15 protein-coding genes and 1 pseudogene are annotated in these 16,223 nt (G+C 71.2%); 4 read left to right on the top strand and 12 right to left on the bottom strand.

Features of this window, described 5'->3' with window-relative positions; translation table 11 throughout:
• Both H0488_RS06635 and H0488_RS06640 read right to left on the bottom strand, forming a co-directional pair.
• Positions 1 to 916 (bottom strand): annotated as a pseudogene (locus H0488_RS06635) (3-isopropylmalate dehydrogenase); the annotation flags it as partial.
• An 11-nt stretch (positions 917 to 927) separates the two neighbouring features.
• Complete coding sequence (locus H0488_RS06640; RefSeq protein ID WP_183098500.1) at positions 928 to 1,080, bottom strand: hypothetical protein; 153 nt, start codon at positions 1,078 to 1,080, stop codon at positions 928 to 930.
• 241 nt (positions 1,081 to 1,321) lie between these two features.
• On the opposite strand from H0488_RS06640, the gene H0488_RS06645 reads away from it, so the two are divergent.
• From H0488_RS06645 to H0488_RS06655, 4 genes are read left to right on the top strand one after another with little or no spacing between them, the layout of a single operon-like run.
• On the top strand, positions 1,322 to 1,894 hold the full coding sequence (locus tag H0488_RS06645) for an O-methyltransferase (protein WP_183098501.1): 573 nt from the start codon (positions 1,322 to 1,324) through the stop codon (positions 1,892 to 1,894).
• Positions 1,895 to 1,904: 10 nt separating this feature from the next.
• The gene (locus tag H0488_RS06650; protein WP_183098502.1) at positions 1,905 to 2,768 is read left to right on the top strand and encodes a class I SAM-dependent methyltransferase; all 864 of its coding nucleotides are present in this window, start codon (positions 1,905 to 1,907) and stop codon (positions 2,766 to 2,768) included.
• Positions 2,755 to 3,087, top strand: a complete 333-nt coding sequence (locus H0488_RS23960; protein ID WP_246371548.1) for a sialate O-acetylesterase — start codon at positions 2,755 to 2,757, stop codon at positions 3,085 to 3,087. The genes H0488_RS06650 and H0488_RS23960 overlap by 14 nt, the downstream gene beginning before the upstream one ends.
• Complete coding sequence (locus H0488_RS06655) at positions 3,087 to 3,512, top strand: sialate O-acetylesterase (RefSeq protein WP_312856234.1); 426 nt, start codon at positions 3,087 to 3,089, stop codon at positions 3,510 to 3,512. Before H0488_RS23960 ends, H0488_RS06655 begins: the two co-directional genes overlap by 1 nt.
• Position 3,513: 1 nt before the next feature.
• Here the strand turns inward: H0488_RS06655 and H0488_RS06660 are convergent, their stop codons facing one another.
• Genes H0488_RS06660 through H0488_RS06705 form a run of 10 tightly spaced genes read right to left on the bottom strand, consistent with a single transcriptional unit; the run spans position 3,514 to position 16,177 of the window.
• On the bottom strand, positions 3,514 to 4,335 hold the full coding sequence (locus tag H0488_RS06660) for an FHA domain-containing protein (RefSeq protein ID WP_220794274.1): 822 nt from the start codon (positions 4,333 to 4,335) through the stop codon (positions 3,514 to 3,516).
• 5 nt (positions 4,336 to 4,340) lie between these two features.
• Positions 4,341 to 5,636 carry a vWA domain-containing protein gene (locus tag H0488_RS06665; protein ID WP_183098503.1) on the bottom strand — a complete coding sequence of 432 codons (1,296 nt, stop codon included), beginning with the start codon at positions 5,634 to 5,636 and terminating at the stop codon, positions 4,341 to 4,343.
• Entirely contained in the window at positions 5,629 to 6,855 is a 1,227-nt protein-coding gene (locus H0488_RS06670) for a protein phosphatase 2C domain-containing protein (RefSeq protein ID WP_183098504.1), read from the bottom strand. Before H0488_RS06670 ends, H0488_RS06665 begins: the two co-directional genes overlap by 8 nt.
• Entirely contained in the window at positions 6,852 to 9,242 is a 2,391-nt protein-coding gene (locus H0488_RS06675; protein WP_183098505.1) for a serine/threonine-protein kinase, read from the bottom strand. Before H0488_RS06675 ends, H0488_RS06670 begins: the two co-directional genes overlap by 4 nt.
• 34 nt (positions 9,243 to 9,276) lie before the next feature.
• Positions 9,277 to 10,386, bottom strand: coding sequence for a hypothetical protein (locus H0488_RS06680; protein ID WP_183098506.1), 1,110 nt, complete (start codon positions 10,384 to 10,386; stop codon positions 9,277 to 9,279).
• Between the two features lie 10 nt (positions 10,387 to 10,396).
• Positions 10,397 to 11,395, bottom strand: a complete 999-nt coding sequence (locus H0488_RS06685; RefSeq protein WP_183098507.1) for a glutamate ABC transporter substrate-binding protein — start codon at positions 11,393 to 11,395, stop codon at positions 10,397 to 10,399.
• The gene (locus tag H0488_RS06690) at positions 11,392 to 12,714 is read right to left on the bottom strand and encodes a GlnX family signal transduction membrane protein (RefSeq protein ID WP_183098508.1); all 1,323 of its coding nucleotides are present in this window, start codon (positions 12,712 to 12,714) and stop codon (positions 11,392 to 11,394) included. The genes H0488_RS06685 and H0488_RS06690 overlap by 4 nt, the downstream gene beginning before the upstream one ends.
• On the bottom strand, positions 12,711 to 14,420 hold the full coding sequence (locus H0488_RS06695) for an AAA family ATPase (protein ID WP_183098509.1): 1,710 nt from the start codon (positions 14,418 to 14,420) through the stop codon (positions 12,711 to 12,713). Before H0488_RS06695 ends, H0488_RS06690 begins: the two co-directional genes overlap by 4 nt.
• Entirely contained in the window at positions 14,417 to 14,941 is a 525-nt protein-coding gene (locus tag H0488_RS06700; RefSeq protein ID WP_183098510.1) for a hypothetical protein, read from the bottom strand. The genes H0488_RS06695 and H0488_RS06700 overlap by 4 nt, the downstream gene beginning before the upstream one ends.
• 3 nt (positions 14,942 to 14,944) lie before the next feature.
• Positions 14,945 to 16,177 carry a toxic anion resistance protein gene (locus tag H0488_RS06705; RefSeq protein ID WP_183098511.1) on the bottom strand — a complete coding sequence of 411 codons (1,233 nt, stop codon included), beginning with the start codon at positions 16,175 to 16,177 and terminating at the stop codon, positions 14,945 to 14,947.
• Between the last annotated feature and the right edge of the window lie 46 nt (positions 16,178 to 16,223).

Here is a 16,223-nt window from a genome sequence, read left to right on the forward strand (position 1 = left end):
GGCGATCTGCTGCCCCGCGATGTCCGGCGCCGAGCCGTGCACCGGCTCGAACATCGAGGGCGAGGTGCGGTCGGGGTTGATGTTGCCCGAGGCCGCCAGGCCGATGCCGCCGGTGATCGCGGCGGCGAGGTCGGTCACGATGTCGCCGAAGAGGTTGTCGGTGACGATCACGTCGAACCGCTGCGGGTCGGTGACGAGGTAGATCATCACCGCATCGATGTGGCAGTAGTCGGTGGTGACGTCGGGATACTCCGCCGCGACCGTCTCGAACAGCCGCCACCACAGCGAGCCCGCGTTCACCAGCACGTTGGTCTTGTGGACCAGGGTGAGCTTCTTGCGGGGGCGGCGCTGCGCACGGGCGAAGGCGTCGCGGATGACCCGCTCCACGCCGTACGCCGTGTTCACCGACACCTCGGTCGCGACCTCGGCCGGGGTGCCGGTCCGGAGTGCGCCGCCGTTGCCGGTGTAGGGACCCTCGGTGCCCTCCCGCACCACCACGAAGTCGACCTCGCCCCTGGCGAGGACGTCCGCCNATCCGCGACGGGCGCAGGTTGACGTAGTGGTCGAGCTCGAAGCGCAGCCGCAGCAGCAGCCCGCGCTCGAGGATCCCCGGCGGCAGGTTGGGGTCGTTCGGCTTGCCGCCGACCGCTCCGAGAAGGATCGCGTCGTGCTGCCGGATCTCGGCGAGCACGGAATCGGGCAGCACCTCATGGGTGGCGAGGTACCGCTCGGCGCCCAGGTCGTAGCGGGTCTGTTCGAACTTCACTCCTGCGGGGGCCGCAACCTCCAGCACCTTGAGCGCCTCCGCGGTGACCTCGAGGCCGATGCCGTCTCCGGGGACGACGGCAAGGGCCACGCTCCCCTCGGCGGGCGTGACGGTGGACGCTGCGGGCGTCGGAGTGGTCGCAGAGCTCATGGACGAAGACGTTAGTTGTCGTCGGGACGCAGAGCGTCCTCGTCTCGCAGGGCAGTCTCCGTCGAGCCGTTCATCGCGCTCTGCAGGGCGTCCTTGTAGGTGCGGTTCAGCGGGTGCTGGGGGTCGTGCTTCGCCGGGCCCCAGTCCGGGTACATGTCATACATGTCGTTGTCGCCTTTCGGGCATTGGGCTTCAAGTCTGATCGAGAAGCCCATGCAGGCGATGGATGCACGCCGCTGACACCGCGGCGAGGTGGCCTCTCTCAGGCCCCGCCGCGGCGCACGATAAGTACGTAGAAGTGCCGCATGGTGAGGACGAGCGTACGGCGTCCCCGCTCCCCTGTCGCGGCATTTCGCTCCTTGTTCGGCATCCGAGACGCCGGTTCCAAGATGAAAGACTCGTTGCATGAGCGCGCCCCCCGAGCTGCCCGACGTGGTCAACCGCGCTTTCGACGTCTCCCGCCGCGCCGGCTACGTGTCGTTCTGCCGCAACGAGACCGGCCGGCTGCTGGCGGCGCTGGCAGCGACCCGCACCGGCACGATGGCCGAGTTCGGCACCGGCTGCGGCGTCGGCACCGCGTGGCTGCGCTCCGGGGTCCGGGGCGAGCAGGCCCGGATCCTCACCGCGGAGCTCGACCCGAAGCTCGCGCGGGCGGCCGCCGAGATCTTCACCGACGACCCGCTGGTCGACGTGCTCACCGCCGACTGGTCGACGCTGATGGACAAGGGCCCCTACTCGCTGCTGTTCCTCGACTCCGAGCAGCAGCCCAGCGAGGTCGGCGTCGACGCGATCGCCGACCTGGTCGAGCCGGGCGGCATCGTCGTGCTCGACAACTTCTGGCCGTGCGAGCAGTGGCCGCCGATCACCGGCGGCCGGGTCGACACCCTGCGCGAGGAGTGGCTCACCGACGAGCGGTTCACCGCCGTCGAGGTGATGGCGGCGTCCGACTCCTCGGTCGTGCTCGCCACTCGTCGGTAGGGTTTCCCGCATGCCGGTCCTGCGCGTCATCAACCTCGACCGGCGCAAGCCGGAGAGCTGCTACGTCCAAGAGCACGCCCGCAACATCAACTCGCAGTTCGGCGAGGACGGGGTCATCGAGAAGATCTTCGAGATCATCTCGCCGGCCAACCGGTGGTGCGTCGAGTTCGGCGCCTGGGACGGCGTCTACCTGAGCAACACCTGCCACCTGGTGCGCGACCTCGGCTGGGACGGCGTACTGATCGAAGGCAGCGCCGAGAAACTCGCCGACCTCACCGACAACTTCGCCGACCTCCCCAACGCGCACCCGATCCACGCACTGGTCGGCTTCGAGCGCGGCAAGGACTCGCTCGACGACGTCCTCGCCACGACCGACTGCCCGAGGGACGTCGACCTGGTCAGCATCGACATCGACGGGTCGGACTACCACGTGTGGCGCTCGATGGCCCGCTACCGGCCGAGGGTCGTCGTGATCGAGTTCAACCCGAGCGTCCCCAACGACGTGGTGTTCGTCCAGGACCGCGACATGTCGATCCACCAGGGCGCCTCGCTCGCGGCGATGGTCGAGCTCGGCAAGCAGAAGAAGTACGAGCTGGTCGCGACCACCAACTGCAACGCCTTCTTCGTGCGGGAGGAGCTGTTCCCGGCCTTCGGGATCGAGGACAACTCCATCGACGCCCTCCGCCAGAACGTGATCGGCCGGATCTTCCACGGCTACGACGGCACCGTCTACACCAAGATGCGGCCGCTGCAGTGGGTCGGTCGCGGCGACTACCGACCGCCGATCGACGTGTTCCAGCTGATCCCCCCGGAGGAACGGAACTTCTACGACCACGTCGAGTCGGCGCCCGGCCAGGTCGATGACGCCGGCTGAGCGTCCTGGCGGTCGCGTCGTCCTGTTCGGCGGCCAGTCCAACATGCTCGGCCACAAGCTGGCGACCGACGGCGACCGACCGGCGTCGCCGTCCGTCCTGGCCTGGGACAACCTCGGTCCGAACGGGTCCTGGGGCGTGGCCGAGCTCGGTCGGCCGCCGTTCAACCCCGTCCTGACGAGACCCAACAACGCAGCGCTGCACTTCGCCTTCCACCTCGCCGAGCACACCGGCGAGCCCGTCTATCTCGTGGGCCACGCGGTCACGGCAGCAGCATCGTCTCCTGGGAGGACGAGGGCTCCGGCAACCTCGCGCGGCTGATCCTCGAGTGCGACCACGCGCTCGCCACCCCCGAGCTGCGCACGGCCGGGATCGACCGGGTCGACACGATGCTGTGGCACCAGGGCGAGACCGACGACGCTGGCGCGACGATGGTGAAGGACCCCCGGCTGACGACCCTGGCCGACTACGAGGCGGCGTTCCGTCGTCTTCGCGCGGCGCTCGCGCGGCAGCCGTGGTGGGACGACGAGACCAGGTTCATCGCCGGCGAGCTGATCAGGGACGGGTGGCTCTCGGCCCGCAACGACTTCTACTTCGCCGGCGCCCTCAACGGCCGGTACGACGCCGTCGCGTCGTCCGAGGGTCTCGGCCATGTCGGCGATGCCGCCCACTTCGACGGGCAGGCCCTGCAGACCATGGGCGAGCGGATGTTCGACGCCTGGGTCACCCTCGAGAAGTCCCGCTGAGCTAGCTGGGGTCCCCCGGCGCGGCCTTGCGGACCACGATCCGGCTCCAGGCGCCGAGGTAGACCCGCTCGTCCGCAGCGATCTCGCGCTTCTCGCCCGGGGTCAGCGGAGCGCTCGGCAGCGGACCGATCGAACCGCCGACGTAGGTACCGTTGGACGAGCCGAGGTCCTCGACCCACCACCGGGTGCCGTCGGTCGTGAGCTGGCAGTGCCGCCGGCTGATGCCGTTGTCGGACGTGAGGTCGATGTCGGGGTGGATGTTGCGGCTGCGGGAGGTGCGGCCGACGAGGATCGACGTCGTCCTCAGAGGTACGACGACCGGCACTCCCGCCGAGGGCAGCGGATCGGTGGAGTCCTGGTCGGCGTACCAGTCCGGGTCGATCCACACCTCGGCGACCCAGGCGGCCCCCAGCGGCGGCGCGACGGAGTGCTGGGACTCGGCGGTCGGCGGGTCGAGGTCGGTCGGCGCGGCGGAGTCCGCGGCCGCGCCCCCGTCGGCCTGACCGGGAACGCCGAGGTCGAGCACCGAGGGCGTGGCCGGCCGCGGCGTCTGACCGGTGGTGAAGTCGTAGCCGCACGCCTCGCAGAAGAGCGCGTTCTCGGGGTTGACCTCCGAGCAGTTGGGACACGTGGTGTCGCTCGCGGCCGACGGCCCACCGCCCGACGAGGCCCCCGAGGAGTCGGCGTCCGCACCCGCGTCGGCGCCGCTCGCGGCAGCCGGAGCGGACGGAGCCGCCGCGGCACCCGCATCGGTGATCGGCAACCCGCAGACGTCGCAGTAGTCGTCGGCGGTCGAGTCGTGACCGGAGGGACAGGTCGGCAAGGGGCTCAGCTCCCAGCGGGCGGGTCCTTGCGGACCCGGGTCGTCTTGGTGGACGCGGTGTCGAGCGCCATCTCGTCGGCCTTGTCGACCGCGCGCTTGAGCCGCACCGTGCCCTCGGCCTCGTTGTCGACCTCGACCACCTTGCGCAGCTTGGCCGTCGCCTCGTCGTTGCCGGTCTGGGCCGCCAGCTGCACGGCTCGACCGAGCTTGGTGGTCGCGGTCGCCTCGTCGCCGGCGGCCTTCGCGGCCAGGCCCTCCTGGATCGCCGCGGCGAGCTCGGTCTGGCCGGTGTAGTGGGCGACCTGCTTGTCGATCCGGGTGGTGAGCTCGGAGTTGTTCGACCAGGTCGCCTTGATGAGGCCCTGGGTCACGACGTTCTCACCGAGCGCGAGCTGGACGCGGGCGGCGAGCTGCTCCTGCCCGAGCGCCTTGGCCGCGACCCGCACCCCGATGTGGTAGTCGCGCGACTCGTCGGCCCAGGCTCCGGTCGGGAAGTCCCGGGTCAGCGGGTTGACCGGGACGCCGCGGTCGGTCAGGTCCTCGAGGGTCGGCGCGACCTGGCGCACGAAGAGCACCTGTGCTCCCTGCGGGGTCCAGACCCGGAGCTTGGCGTCGGCGACGCCGCGCGCCATGGAGGCCCGCATGATCTCCTGGAACTGGGCCCGCATCTCGGCGGGCCTCGGGATGATGTCGACGGTGCCGAGCAGCGCCTGGGCGATCCGCCGGATCTCGGCGACCTGCCAGTCGGTGCCGGCGCCGCGGCAGTCGCACTGGTAGTAGCCGGTCGCCCGGTTGATCGCCTCGTCGAGCCGACCCGGCCGCTCCCGGTTCTCACCGTCGGTGAGCAGCAGCGCGTGCCGCTGGGTCACCTGCGGGACGGACGCGAAGATCTGGCCGGCGAGGTCGAGCCAGGTGGAGATCGCCGTACCGCCGCTGCCGACGAAGCGCTCGATCGCCGCGGACGCCTCCGCCCGGGTCTGCTCGTTCATCTGCACCAGCGCCGGCCCGGCCGTCACCGGCGGGTAGGCCAGCATCGCTCGGTCCGCTCCGGCCACGACGGCGAACCAGGTGCCGTCGACGATCTCCGACAGGGCGGCCTGGGCGGCGTCCTTGGCGGCCGCCATCGTCGCCGGTCCCATCGAGCCGGACGTGTCGACGATGATGATCTCACCGGCGTCGCCCGACCCGGACTGGCCGGCCGTACCCGCTCCCTTGCAGCTGATCGTGACGATCGCGTTGACGTCGGTCCCGCCGTCGGGCAGGAACTCGTTCTGGAAGACGGCGGTGGTGAACTCAGCCATCGGTGGGCGCTCCCTCTCCTGCTACGTCGGTCGGCGGGCCCGGCGGTGTCGCTGTCGGTGTCGGTGTCGGTGTCGGTGCGGGCGTAGCCGCATTCTGCACCGGTGGTGGCGGCGGCGCAGGCAGCGGGCCGACCCGGGCCAGCGCGGCGGTGATGTTGTCGTGGCCGCCGGCCGCGTTGGCGAAGGCCACCAGCGACAGCGCGAGGCGCTCGGGATCGACCGGTCCGGCGGCGGCGATCTGCGCCTTGAGCGCCTCCGGCGCCGACGCGTAGTTCCACAGCCCGTCGGAGCAGGCGAGCAGCCAGCCCGGCCCGGTCACCTCCAGGCTGCCGACCGACGGGACGAAGTCCTGCGAGTCGCGGCCGAGCCACTTGGTGATGGCGTGGGCGAACTCGCCCGTCTCGGCGACCTCCTTCGCCACACCCGAGGCGATCTGGGCCTGGGCCACCGAGTCGTCGACGGTCAGCTGCAGCGCCTCACCCTCGTCGGGCAGCCAGTAGCAGCGGGAGTCCCCGATGTTGGCGTGGCTGATCCGGTTGCCTTCGAGCACCGCGACGGTGAAGGTCGCGGACGCCGGGTTGGGCTCGTCGGGGTCGGTGATCGCGATGATCGCGGTGTTCGCCGCCGCGGCAGCGTCCGCGAAGACCTTCGCCACCGCCGCGTCGCGGCTCTGCGGCGTGCCCATGCCGGCCGGCAGCGGCGTGCGCAGCACCTCGCGCGCGGCTCGGGCGCCGGCGAGCGACGCCACGTCGGAGTCGGTCAGGTTGGAGACGCCGTCGAGGACGACGAGCACGGCGCGCGACCCGGGCTGCTCCCCCGCCAGCAGCGCCATCGCGTCCTCGTTGCGGCTCTTGCTGACCCCCTTGTCGCAGACGCCGGCGACCCAGGTGGCCGGCGTCTCGCGGAAGTGGTCGCGCTCGCTCGGCGCCTTGGTGCCGCAGGACAGGCAGTACAGGTCCGGCCCCACCTCTCCCCCGCAGCTGCCGCACGGGCGGCGGCCGGGGTCGGGCGGCGGGTCCGGCAGCGCGCCCGCCGGCCCACGGGTCGGCGCACTGGTCGGCGCATCGCCGAGGTCGTCCGGCGGGGTCAGCGGCACGACCGGGTCCGCGGTCGCGTCGGAGACCTGGGCGCCACAGGACTCGCAGAAGCGTGAGCCCGACGGCACCCCCGCACCGCACGAGGGGCAGAGGGTCTCGGGCGGGCTGGTCGGCTCCGTCACGTCAGGCTCCAATTCCGTACGGCGTTCGCCTGGTTGACCAGGTCGACCCGCTCATCGAGGTCGTGGGCGTCGCGGGCGAGCAGCCGCAGCGCGTTCTCGAGCCCGTCGCGGATGCCCGCCTCGGACGCCGGGATCGAGCCGATGCTCACCCCCTTGCGGGGAGGGTTCTTCGCGACCACGGGCAGCGCCTCCTTGAGGATCCGCACCGTGTAGCGCTGACGGGTCGGACCGTCGACCGACGAGCTCTCGATCGTGCGGAGCGCCTGGTCGAGGACGGTCAGGTCCTGGGCGCTCCCCGCGAGCAGCACCTCGGCCCGCTGCTGCCGGCTCTCGGTGTAGCCGCGGCTGGTCGTCGGCACGTGGTCGAGCGCGGCGACCGCGCCGGCCGTGTCACGTCGGGCTGCCCGCACCCGGGCCATCCCGAACGCCGACGGGGCGACGTACGTCGCATCGGTGGCCGCGCAGGTCTGGTACAGGCCCTCGGCGACCTCGGGCTGACCACCCTTCTCGCACGCGAACGCCAGCGCCAGCTTGGGCGCGAGCTCGCCCGGCACCTGCTGGTAAACGGCGTTGAAGGAGGCCTTCGCGGTCTCCCAGTCCTCCTTCTGGACGGCGGCGAGGCCCTCCATCCAGAGCGCGCGCCACTCCCAGGGGTCGGCGGCGAGCAGGTTGCCGGCATAGCTCTTCGCGGCTGACGACTCGTGCAGGTCGAGCGCCGCCCTGCAGCGGGCCAGCCACACCTCGGCCGTGTCCTCCGGGGCGGCGTCGAGGTCCCTGAGCCGCTGCGCCGGGTCGTCGGTGCCGATCGTCGACAGCCAGCCGTACTGAGGGTCCGTGGTGTCCTCGCGCAGCTGGGGCAGCTGGCTCCACTCCGTGATCGGGCGCGCGGTCGCCGGCGACTCGAAGAGCACCGAGGCGGCCGAGGTGAGCGCGGTGCCCTGCCGGTGCCGCGCGACCACCTCGCGCAGCACGCCCAGCAGCTGGGTGCGGAACTCGTCGACCGAGGCGAACCGGTCGGCCGGGTCGGTCGCGCAGCACTTGGCGATCAGGTGGTAGAGCGAGTCGTACTGCTGGAAGAGCGGCGTCGACTCCACCGGCGGCAGGCTGTGGAGGTAGGTGCCCTGGTAGCCCCGGAACTCCATGGTCAGCACGAGCAGGGTGCGCCCGATCGTGTAGATGTCGGAGGCCACCGACGGCCCCACCTCGGCCACCTCGGGCGCCTGGTAGCCGACCGTTCCGTAGATCGCCGACTCCTGGTCGTCGGCCCGCCGCACGCCGCCGAGGTCGATCAGCTTCATCGCGTCGCCGACCTGGATCATGTTGTCGGGCTTGAAGTCGCAGTAGACCAGGCCGAGGTCGTGGAGGTACTGGAACGCCGGCAGCAGCTCGAGGATGTAGGCGAGTGCCTGGTCGACAGGCAGCGGGTCGTACTCCCCGTTGTTGGCCCGCATCCGGTCCTTGAGGATCTGCTTGAGCGACTTGCCGCCGACGTACTCCATGACGATGTAGCCGGCGCCCTCGTGGGTCACGAAGTTGTAGATCTCGACGATCGCCGGGTGCTCGACCTGGGCCAGGAACTGCTGCTCGGCGATCGCCGCGGCCAGCGCGTCGGGGTCGCCGGAGTTCAGCAGGCCCTTGAGCACCACCCACCGGTTGGAGACGTTGCGGTCACGGGCGAGGTAGATCCAGCCGAGGCCGCCGTGCGCGAGCGCCCCCGCGACCTCGTACTGCCCCGCGACCAGGTCGCCCTGCTGCAGCTTGGGGGTGAACGAGAACTGCTGGCCGCAGTGCGGGCAGAAGCCCTCGGACCGGCCCGGCTTGCCGTCGATGCTGCGGCCGACCTTGTTGCCGCACTTCGAGCAGCTGCGCTTCTCCTCGGGCACCTGCGCGTTGGGCATGATCGCCTTGGCGGCATCGACCGGGGGCGCGGGCGGGACGGTCGTCAGGCCGGCGCCGAGCCGCGCCGCGCGCATCCGCTGCGAGCCTGTGCGGGTACGCCGGGTCGAGCTCGTGCCGCTGCCGGCCCGCTTGGAGCCGATGGCCGCGGACTGCACCCGGCTGGCGGAGGTGGCGACCGAGCCCTCCATCTGGGACACCGGCTCGGCCTGGGAGGCGGCCGGGACCGGCGGGGCGTCGGCGGCCGTGCCGCAGATGTCGCAGTAGCCGTCGAGGATCTTGCCGCTGCACCCGGGCTGCCCGCAGGGCGTGCCGTTGGCGACCGGCGGGGCCGGAGCGGTGCCGGTCGCGGGCGCCCCCACGGTGGCGGTCGGCACGTTGGAGGTCGCGCCCCCGGTGGTCGAGCCTGTCGAGGCCCCGGGCGAACCGCAGATGTCGCAGTAGCCGTCGAGGATGTTCCCGGTGCATCCCGGCTGGGTGCAGGTGCTCATCGCTGCCTCATGACTGTGCTCATCACTGGGCGGTTCACTGGGCGGTCTCCTTCTGAAGCCAGGTCTGGTAGGTCGCGACCAGCTGCTGGGCGACGGACATCGGGGCAGGGCTGCGGGCGAGTACGGCGCGCGCCTGGCGCTCGGCCTCGACCAGGTCGGCGCCGCCGGCCACCCCCTGCGCCGTCGCCTTGGCGACGTAGGCGTCGAGCAGGGCGACCAGGTCGGCGTGCTCGGCGAGCGCGTCGGCGTACTTGTGCTGGGCGTGCTCGAGCGCCTGGGACACGCGGTCGAGCTTCTTGAGGTAGGCGTCGATCTCGTCGGGAGTCACCGGCACCGGTCCGAGCGCTTCGACGTCGGGGATCGCGTAGCGCGGGGCGGTGTCGACGGTCGCCACGCACTGGGCGGCGAGCTTCTCCAGCGCCTGCTCGCGGGCCTCGAGGTCGGCGCGCAGCTCGCGGGCCGAGAGCACCTTGGAGCGGGCGTCCCGCCGGCGGGCGTTGCCGACGATCAGGTCGCGCTCGAACGTCGTCGCCTCCACCTCGAGCGGGGCGAGCATGCCCCCCACGTCGGCGCCGCGCTCGGCGCGTTCGTTGATCTGCTCCAGCCGCGCCATCAGGCCGGCGAGGGTGTTGACCGCCTGGTCACGGGTGGTGGCCGGCTCGAGCCCGACCTGGTCGCGGATCCGCTCCAGCTGCGCCCGCACCTCGCGGATCCGGGCGACCTGCTCGGTCGCGTCGTGGGCCAGCGCCAGCCTGGTGCGCAGCTGGCCGGTGAGCGCGTCGTTGAGGCGGCACGCCTCGGGGAGCGAGACCGCCAGCCCGCCCGGCATCCCGGTGGCACCGTCGAGCCGGCCCCAGATCAGGGCCGAGATCCGCTCCCGCTCCTGCTGGAGCACCCGGCCACCGTCCCAGGTCGCGAAGACCAGCTGGTAGCGGTCGTGGATCGCCTTCCACATCGCCAGCACCAGCTGCATGTCGCCGGCCAGCTCCTCGCCCCGCCCGGCCGCGAGCGCCGCCCGGTCGAGCTCGCCGAGCTCGTCGTGGCGGGTGCGCAGCCAGGAGTCCAGCTCGGCGAGGTAGCGCTGGATGAGCGCCGGCTCGATGGCCTCGCCGAGCTTGCCGGGAGCGGTGGGTGCGGTGGTCATGAGCAGGTGGTCACCCGGTCCGGTAGGGCTGGGTCGGCGGTGGCTGGATCGCGTCGACCCCGCTGAGCTCTTGCTTCAGCCACCGGTTGTAGGCGGCCTGCCACGACCCGTCCGCGCGCATCTCCTCCAGCACCGCGTTGACGAACCGCACCAGGTCGACGTCGTCCTGGTTGGCACCGATGCCGTAGGGCTCGTCGTTGAGGGGCTCCTGGTCCGGGACCACGGCATAGGGGTCCTGGGCGGCGAGACCGGCGAGCACGGTGTCGTCGCCGGTGATCGCGTCGACCTCGCCGCGCTGGAACTTGATCAGGCAGCCGGTGTGGTTGGCGGCCGGCTCGAGGATCGGCGGATCGACGCCCTCCCGCTCGGCCGCGGTCACCACGTTGTCGAGGCTGGTCGACCCGGTGGGGGCGCACACCCGGAGCCCCGCGAGGTCCTGGACGCCGTCGTAGCCGCTCTCGGCGAGCGACTTGCTGACCAGAACCTTCTGGGTGGCGTCGTAGTAGACCTGGGAGAACGCGATGTCCTGCCAGCGACTGCAGTTGATGGTGAAGTTCCGGACCACCAGGTCGATCTCGCCGTTCTGGAGCAGCTCGATCCGCTGCGCGGCGGTGATCACCCGGAACTGGACGTTGCGTCCGAGCTCGAAGCCCCCCGACGTGTCCTCGAAGATCGCCCGGCCGATGGCCTTGGCGAACTCGATGTCGAAGCCCTCGATCCGGTTGCCGTTCTCCGGGTTGGCCGAGGCCATCTTGTAGGTGTCGGCCGAGACGCCGACGATCAGCCGGCCGCGGTCGCGGATCTCCTCGACCTTGCCGCCCGGGACCACGACGTCGCTCGGCTCGTAGGAGGCGAGGTCCGCGTCGACGGTCGTGCACTCGGGGTCGGCGGCCTGGGCCGGCGACTCGGCTTCGGGCGCCTCCGGCAGGGGCGTGTCGTCGTACCCGCAGCCGGCGAGCAGTGCGGCGAGGACGCCGACACCCGCGAGCGCCGCTCTCACGCGGTTCATGCGTACTCCTTGCGCCGGTCGTTGATTCCTCGCACGACCGCGACCGCGGCCGCCATGCCGAGGATCAGGGTGAGCAGGCTGCCGACGAGGGCGAGCGAGCGACCCGCGCGCAGCTCGTCGGTCGTGGCCGTGCCGTTCTCCTGCACCAGCTCGGCGACGGACTCGTCGAAGGTGTCGAACGCGGCGGTCGAGTCGAGGCCGCCGGGGGCACCGTCGGCGCCGATGGCGATCTGGACGGCGAGACCCCAGCGGTCCTCGTCGTCGAGGCGGACGATCTCCTGGTGGGCCGCGACGTAGGCGTTCCACTCGTCGAGGACCTGCCGGTCACCCCGGTCCTCGACGACGTCGGCGGCCGCGATCCAGGGGTCCTCGTACAGCGCTCCGGACCCGCGCTTGATCAGCCGCAGGCTCTCGTTGGCCTTCGCGTCGTTGCCGGCCGTGCGGGCCGCGGCCTGGTCGACGGCCATCCTCAGCTCGTTCTCCAGCAACCCGTCGTTCTGGTTGTCGGCCCGCCAGGCCGCGATCGAGGCCACCAGGGTCGTGACGATGACGATGATCGCTGCGACTGCGACCCCGGTGTTGAGGTAGCGGCGGAACCGCCGGGCCAGGGCGATGCTGAGCCACACCAGGACGGCTGTCGCCACCACGCCGATCAGCAGCAACCAGAACGGGTGCTGACCACCCATCGAGTCCTCGGCGCGCTCGGTGTTCGCGTCCACGAGGTTGCGCAGGATCGGCAGCGCGTCGTCGCGGAGGGCCTTGCTCGCCCCGCTGAGGTACTCGGCGCCGACCGGGAAGGTCTGCCGGATGTTGGACCGCGCCTCGGCGATCGCCGTGGCGTACTCGTTGACCTCGACGTTGAGCGCCGCGAGCGCCTTCTCGTCCGCAGGCTGCGCCTCCGCCGCGGCGGCGATCAGCTGGAAGACCCGGTCGACGGCTTCGTCGTACTGGGCCTCGCGCTCGCGGTCGCCCTCGCCGCCAATGAGGACCAGGCTGGTCGCGATGGCGTCGACCCGCAGCAGCGTGGACTGGATCTCCTGGACCCGCACCAGCTGCTCGGTGTCGTCGGCGGCGCGGCCGTCGGCCGCGTAGGAGAGGTACTGCACCAGCCCGCTCAGCAGGCCGAACAGCAGCACGGTGGCCATGCCGATGATCTGGAGGCGGTTGAGCAGGCTCGGGGTGTCCTCGATGCCGGTGCCGACCGGCTTGCCGGTGGGCGCAGGCCAGAAGCCACGGCGTACCTTCGCGGGCCCCGGCTGCGCGGGCGCGGTCGCCGGCTGCACCGCGGGAGGCGGAGGCGCGGCAGCGGACTGGGTCATGAGGTCTCCTCCTTGTCGACCTCGACGGTCGGCTCGGGTGCGTCGGCGGGCGTGAGCGCCTCGACGACCTCGGGGGGTACGGCGTCGGCGGGCGGCAGCAGCGTGCCGTCGTCGGCGACCGCCGGCTCGCCCGACCCAGCCGACCCAGCCGACCCAGCGTCGGTCGGCGCCACCAGGTCGGCGGGCTCGAGCGAGCGGAGCTGCTCGAGCGTCGGCTCCTTGACGTCGCGCAACCGCCAGGCGTGGTGGCCGATCGCCGCCTCGAGCATGTTGCGGACGAAGCGTGCGTTGCCGAAGGACGGCCCGCGCGGTGCGTCGGCGAGGATCTCGCGGAGCCGCGTCACCACCGGCTCACCCGCGTCGAAGTCGGCGTTCGACGCCATCTGCTCGAAGATCGCGGCCAGCTCGTCGTCGGTGTAGTTGTCGAACTCGATCATCGTGCGGAACCGGCTCTCCAGGCCTGGGTTCTCGGAGATGAAGATCGCCATCGGGAGGGGGTAGCCGGCGACGATCACGACCAGGTCGTCGCGCTTGTCCTCCATCTCCTTGACGAGCGTGTCGATGGCTTCCTTGCCGTACTGGTCGCCGGAGAGCGAGTAGGCCTCGTCGATGAAGAGCACGCCACCCTCGGCGGACTTCACCACGTCGGCGGTCTTCTGGGCGGTCTGGCCGAGGTAGCCGGCCACCAGCTCCGACCGGTCGCACTCGACCAGCTGGCCCTTCGACAGCAGCCCGAGGGCGCGGTAGATGCCGGCGACGAGCCGGGCCACGGTGGTCTTGCCCGTCCCGGGGTTGCCGTTGAAGACCAGGTGCCGGGTGATGGTGGGGGTCTCCAGCCCGGCCTTCTTGCGCAGCCCCTCGACCCGGAGCACGGCGGCCTGCCGGTGGATCTCGCCCTTGACGGTCTCGAGCCCGATCATCGCGTCCAGCTCGGCGAGCAACTCCTCGACCGTCTTCGTCGGCTCCTCGGGCTCGGGCTCTTCGGCCACGGGCTGCTCCGGCTCAGCCGCCTGCACCTGCGCCGACCCGTCAGAAACTCCCCCGTCAGACCCCGCCGAGCCGTCAGAAACTTGGGGACGGGTCGGCGGGTTCGAGACCTGAGTTCGTGCCGGGTCGGCGGAAGGCACGTTCGGGAGCAGCGACCCGGCGCCGAGATTGATCGCCTCGAGCTGGCGGCGTACCTGGTCACCCATCCGGCGCACCTGGTCGAGCATCTCGTCGCCGACGCCGGGCACCGGCTCGCGGGCCCCGGGCGGTCGAGGCGCGAGGTCGCCCGGCGACCGAGCCTCGAAACCCCCGGGGCTGAAGGACAGGGTGCGCGCCTCACCCAGCTGGGAAGCGGTGGCCATGGTGGCCGTGCCGACAGCCTCCGGCCCGGCCTGGCCGAGCAGGGTCGCGGCGAGGGCGACCTCCCCCAGAGCCTTGGCGTACGCCGGAGCGTGCTCGGACTTGCTGAGGGCGAGCTGGTTCATGGCCGGTGTGGGGGCGCCGCGGAAGCGGTTGCCCTTCTTGGCGGCGAGGAAGAAGTCCTCGGCGCCCCCGGTGTGCCCGGTCTGCTCGGCCCAGTCCACGAAGGCGCCCTTGGACCGCTCGGCGACGGTCGCGGCGAGCGCCTCGCCCTCCGCCCGTGCGGTGGCCTCGTCGATGCCGGCCGTCCGGGCTGCGGCGACGAGGGCGTCGAGGCAGTCCCTCAGTGAGTCGCTCATGGAGCCCCCAGGTTGAGGTCGGGGCCGCCCGTGGAGGAGTGGCCGAACTTGGCTTCGAGGAACCGTCCGTGCGCGATCAGTGCCTGCGCGTCGGCCCGGTTGGCTGCGTCGAAGATCTTGTCCATCGTCACGCCGAGCAGCTCGAGCTGCTCGATCAGCACCATGAGCGAGGTCTTGTTGCCGTCGATGGGCCGGGTGTCCGCCCACTCCCTGGGCAGCCGGAGGTAGCCGCCGACCGCCTCGGGGAGGTAGTCGGTGGCGGTCGCCATCAGCGAGTAGCCGTCCTGGCTCCCGAGCCCGAGGTCGTTGAGGCGAGGCAGGGTCTGGTGGATGGTGCGGGCGATCCGCACCACCCGCGAGATCACGACCGGCGGCGCATTGCCCTCACGCAGCATCGCGTTGACGCGGTTGAGCGCAGCCAGGATGTCCTTGTCGGTCGGCGGAGGCGGTGCGACGTACTGCTCCGCGGCGTCGTTGTCGCCCTTGCCGCGGATCTTCCGGAACCACGACCCCAGTCCCACCCGTCAGCCCTTGATGTCGAGGGTGCCCGCAGCGTTGCGCTGGTCGTGCTTCTGGACCCGCTCGAGGTAGGACTTCGACTTCTCGACCTCGGTCTCCAGCACTCCGATGGTGGTGGACATGGTGTCGAGCGCCTTGAGCTTGAACTCGTCGATCTGGTCCATGGTCGCGTAGATGTTGGCGAACGCCGCCTGGAGCTGCTCCATGCCGATCGTCGAGGAGGCAGCCTGCTCCTGGATCGCCGCGGAGTTCTCCTTGAGCATCTCCGAGGTCTTCTGGATCAGGTTGGACGTCGTGGTGTTGAGCGCCGTGATCTGGTCGAGCACCAGCTTCTGGTTGCTGAGCGCCTGGGCGACGATGACGGCCGTGCGCAGCGCCGAGATCGTGGTCGTGGTGGCTCGGTCGACGCCCTTGATGAGCTCGATGTTGTTCTTGATGATGATGTCGATCGCGAGGTAGGCCTGGATCGAGACCGCCAGCTGGGTCAGCAGGTCCTGGTGCTTCTGCCGGACGTAGAACAGCACGTCCTGGCTCAGGGTCTTGGCGCCCTCCGGGTCGGTCAGCTCCATCTCGGCGATCTTCGCCGCGAGCTTGGCGTCGAGCCGCTCGGAGACGTAGATGTACTGGTTGAGCCGGCCCATCACGCTCCAGAGGTTCGTCTTCTCCAGGTTGAGCGCGACGTTGTCCCTGGTGAGCTCGTCCTGGCCGCTGCGGAGGCTGTGCAGGATCCCGTTGAGCTGGCTCTGCGAGGACTGGTACTTGCGGAAGTAGTCCTCGATCTTGTCGTTGAACGGGAGCATGTCCCAGAACTTCTTGGCGCCGGTGGCCTGGCCGGGGTCGAGGTCCTCGACGGTACGGCGCAGCGCGAGCAGGGTCTTGCCGACGTCGGAGCTCCCGGAGATGGCGCCGGACTTGAGCGCGGTCACCGGCTTGTCGAGCATCCGGTTGGAGGTCTCGGCGGCACGCCGGATGTCGGCGTCGCCCATGGTCCGGACGTTCTCGGCCTGGGCGGCGAAGCCGGGGCTGCCGATCGCCTCGTTGGTCAGCGCGGTCAGGAAGCTGTCGACCTTGGAGTCGAGCTCGGGCACCATCTCGGCGGCCACCTGAGGGGCCATCTTGGGCGCTGCGGTCTCGGTGACGGGCTTGGGTGCCTCGGGGGCGGTGAGGGTCAAGACGCCCTCGGGAGGGGCGAGCGGGCTCGGCTCGGGTGCGGCCGCCTGGGAACCATCGGTGGTCATGACCTGAGACTATCCACTAGTTCCAGCCACCACACTCAGGGATTTC

It is taken from the genome of Nocardioides pelophilus (genome assembly GCF_014180685.1).
Lineage (GTDB): Bacteria > Actinomycetota > Actinomycetes > Propionibacteriales > Nocardioidaceae > Nocardioides > Nocardioides pelophilus.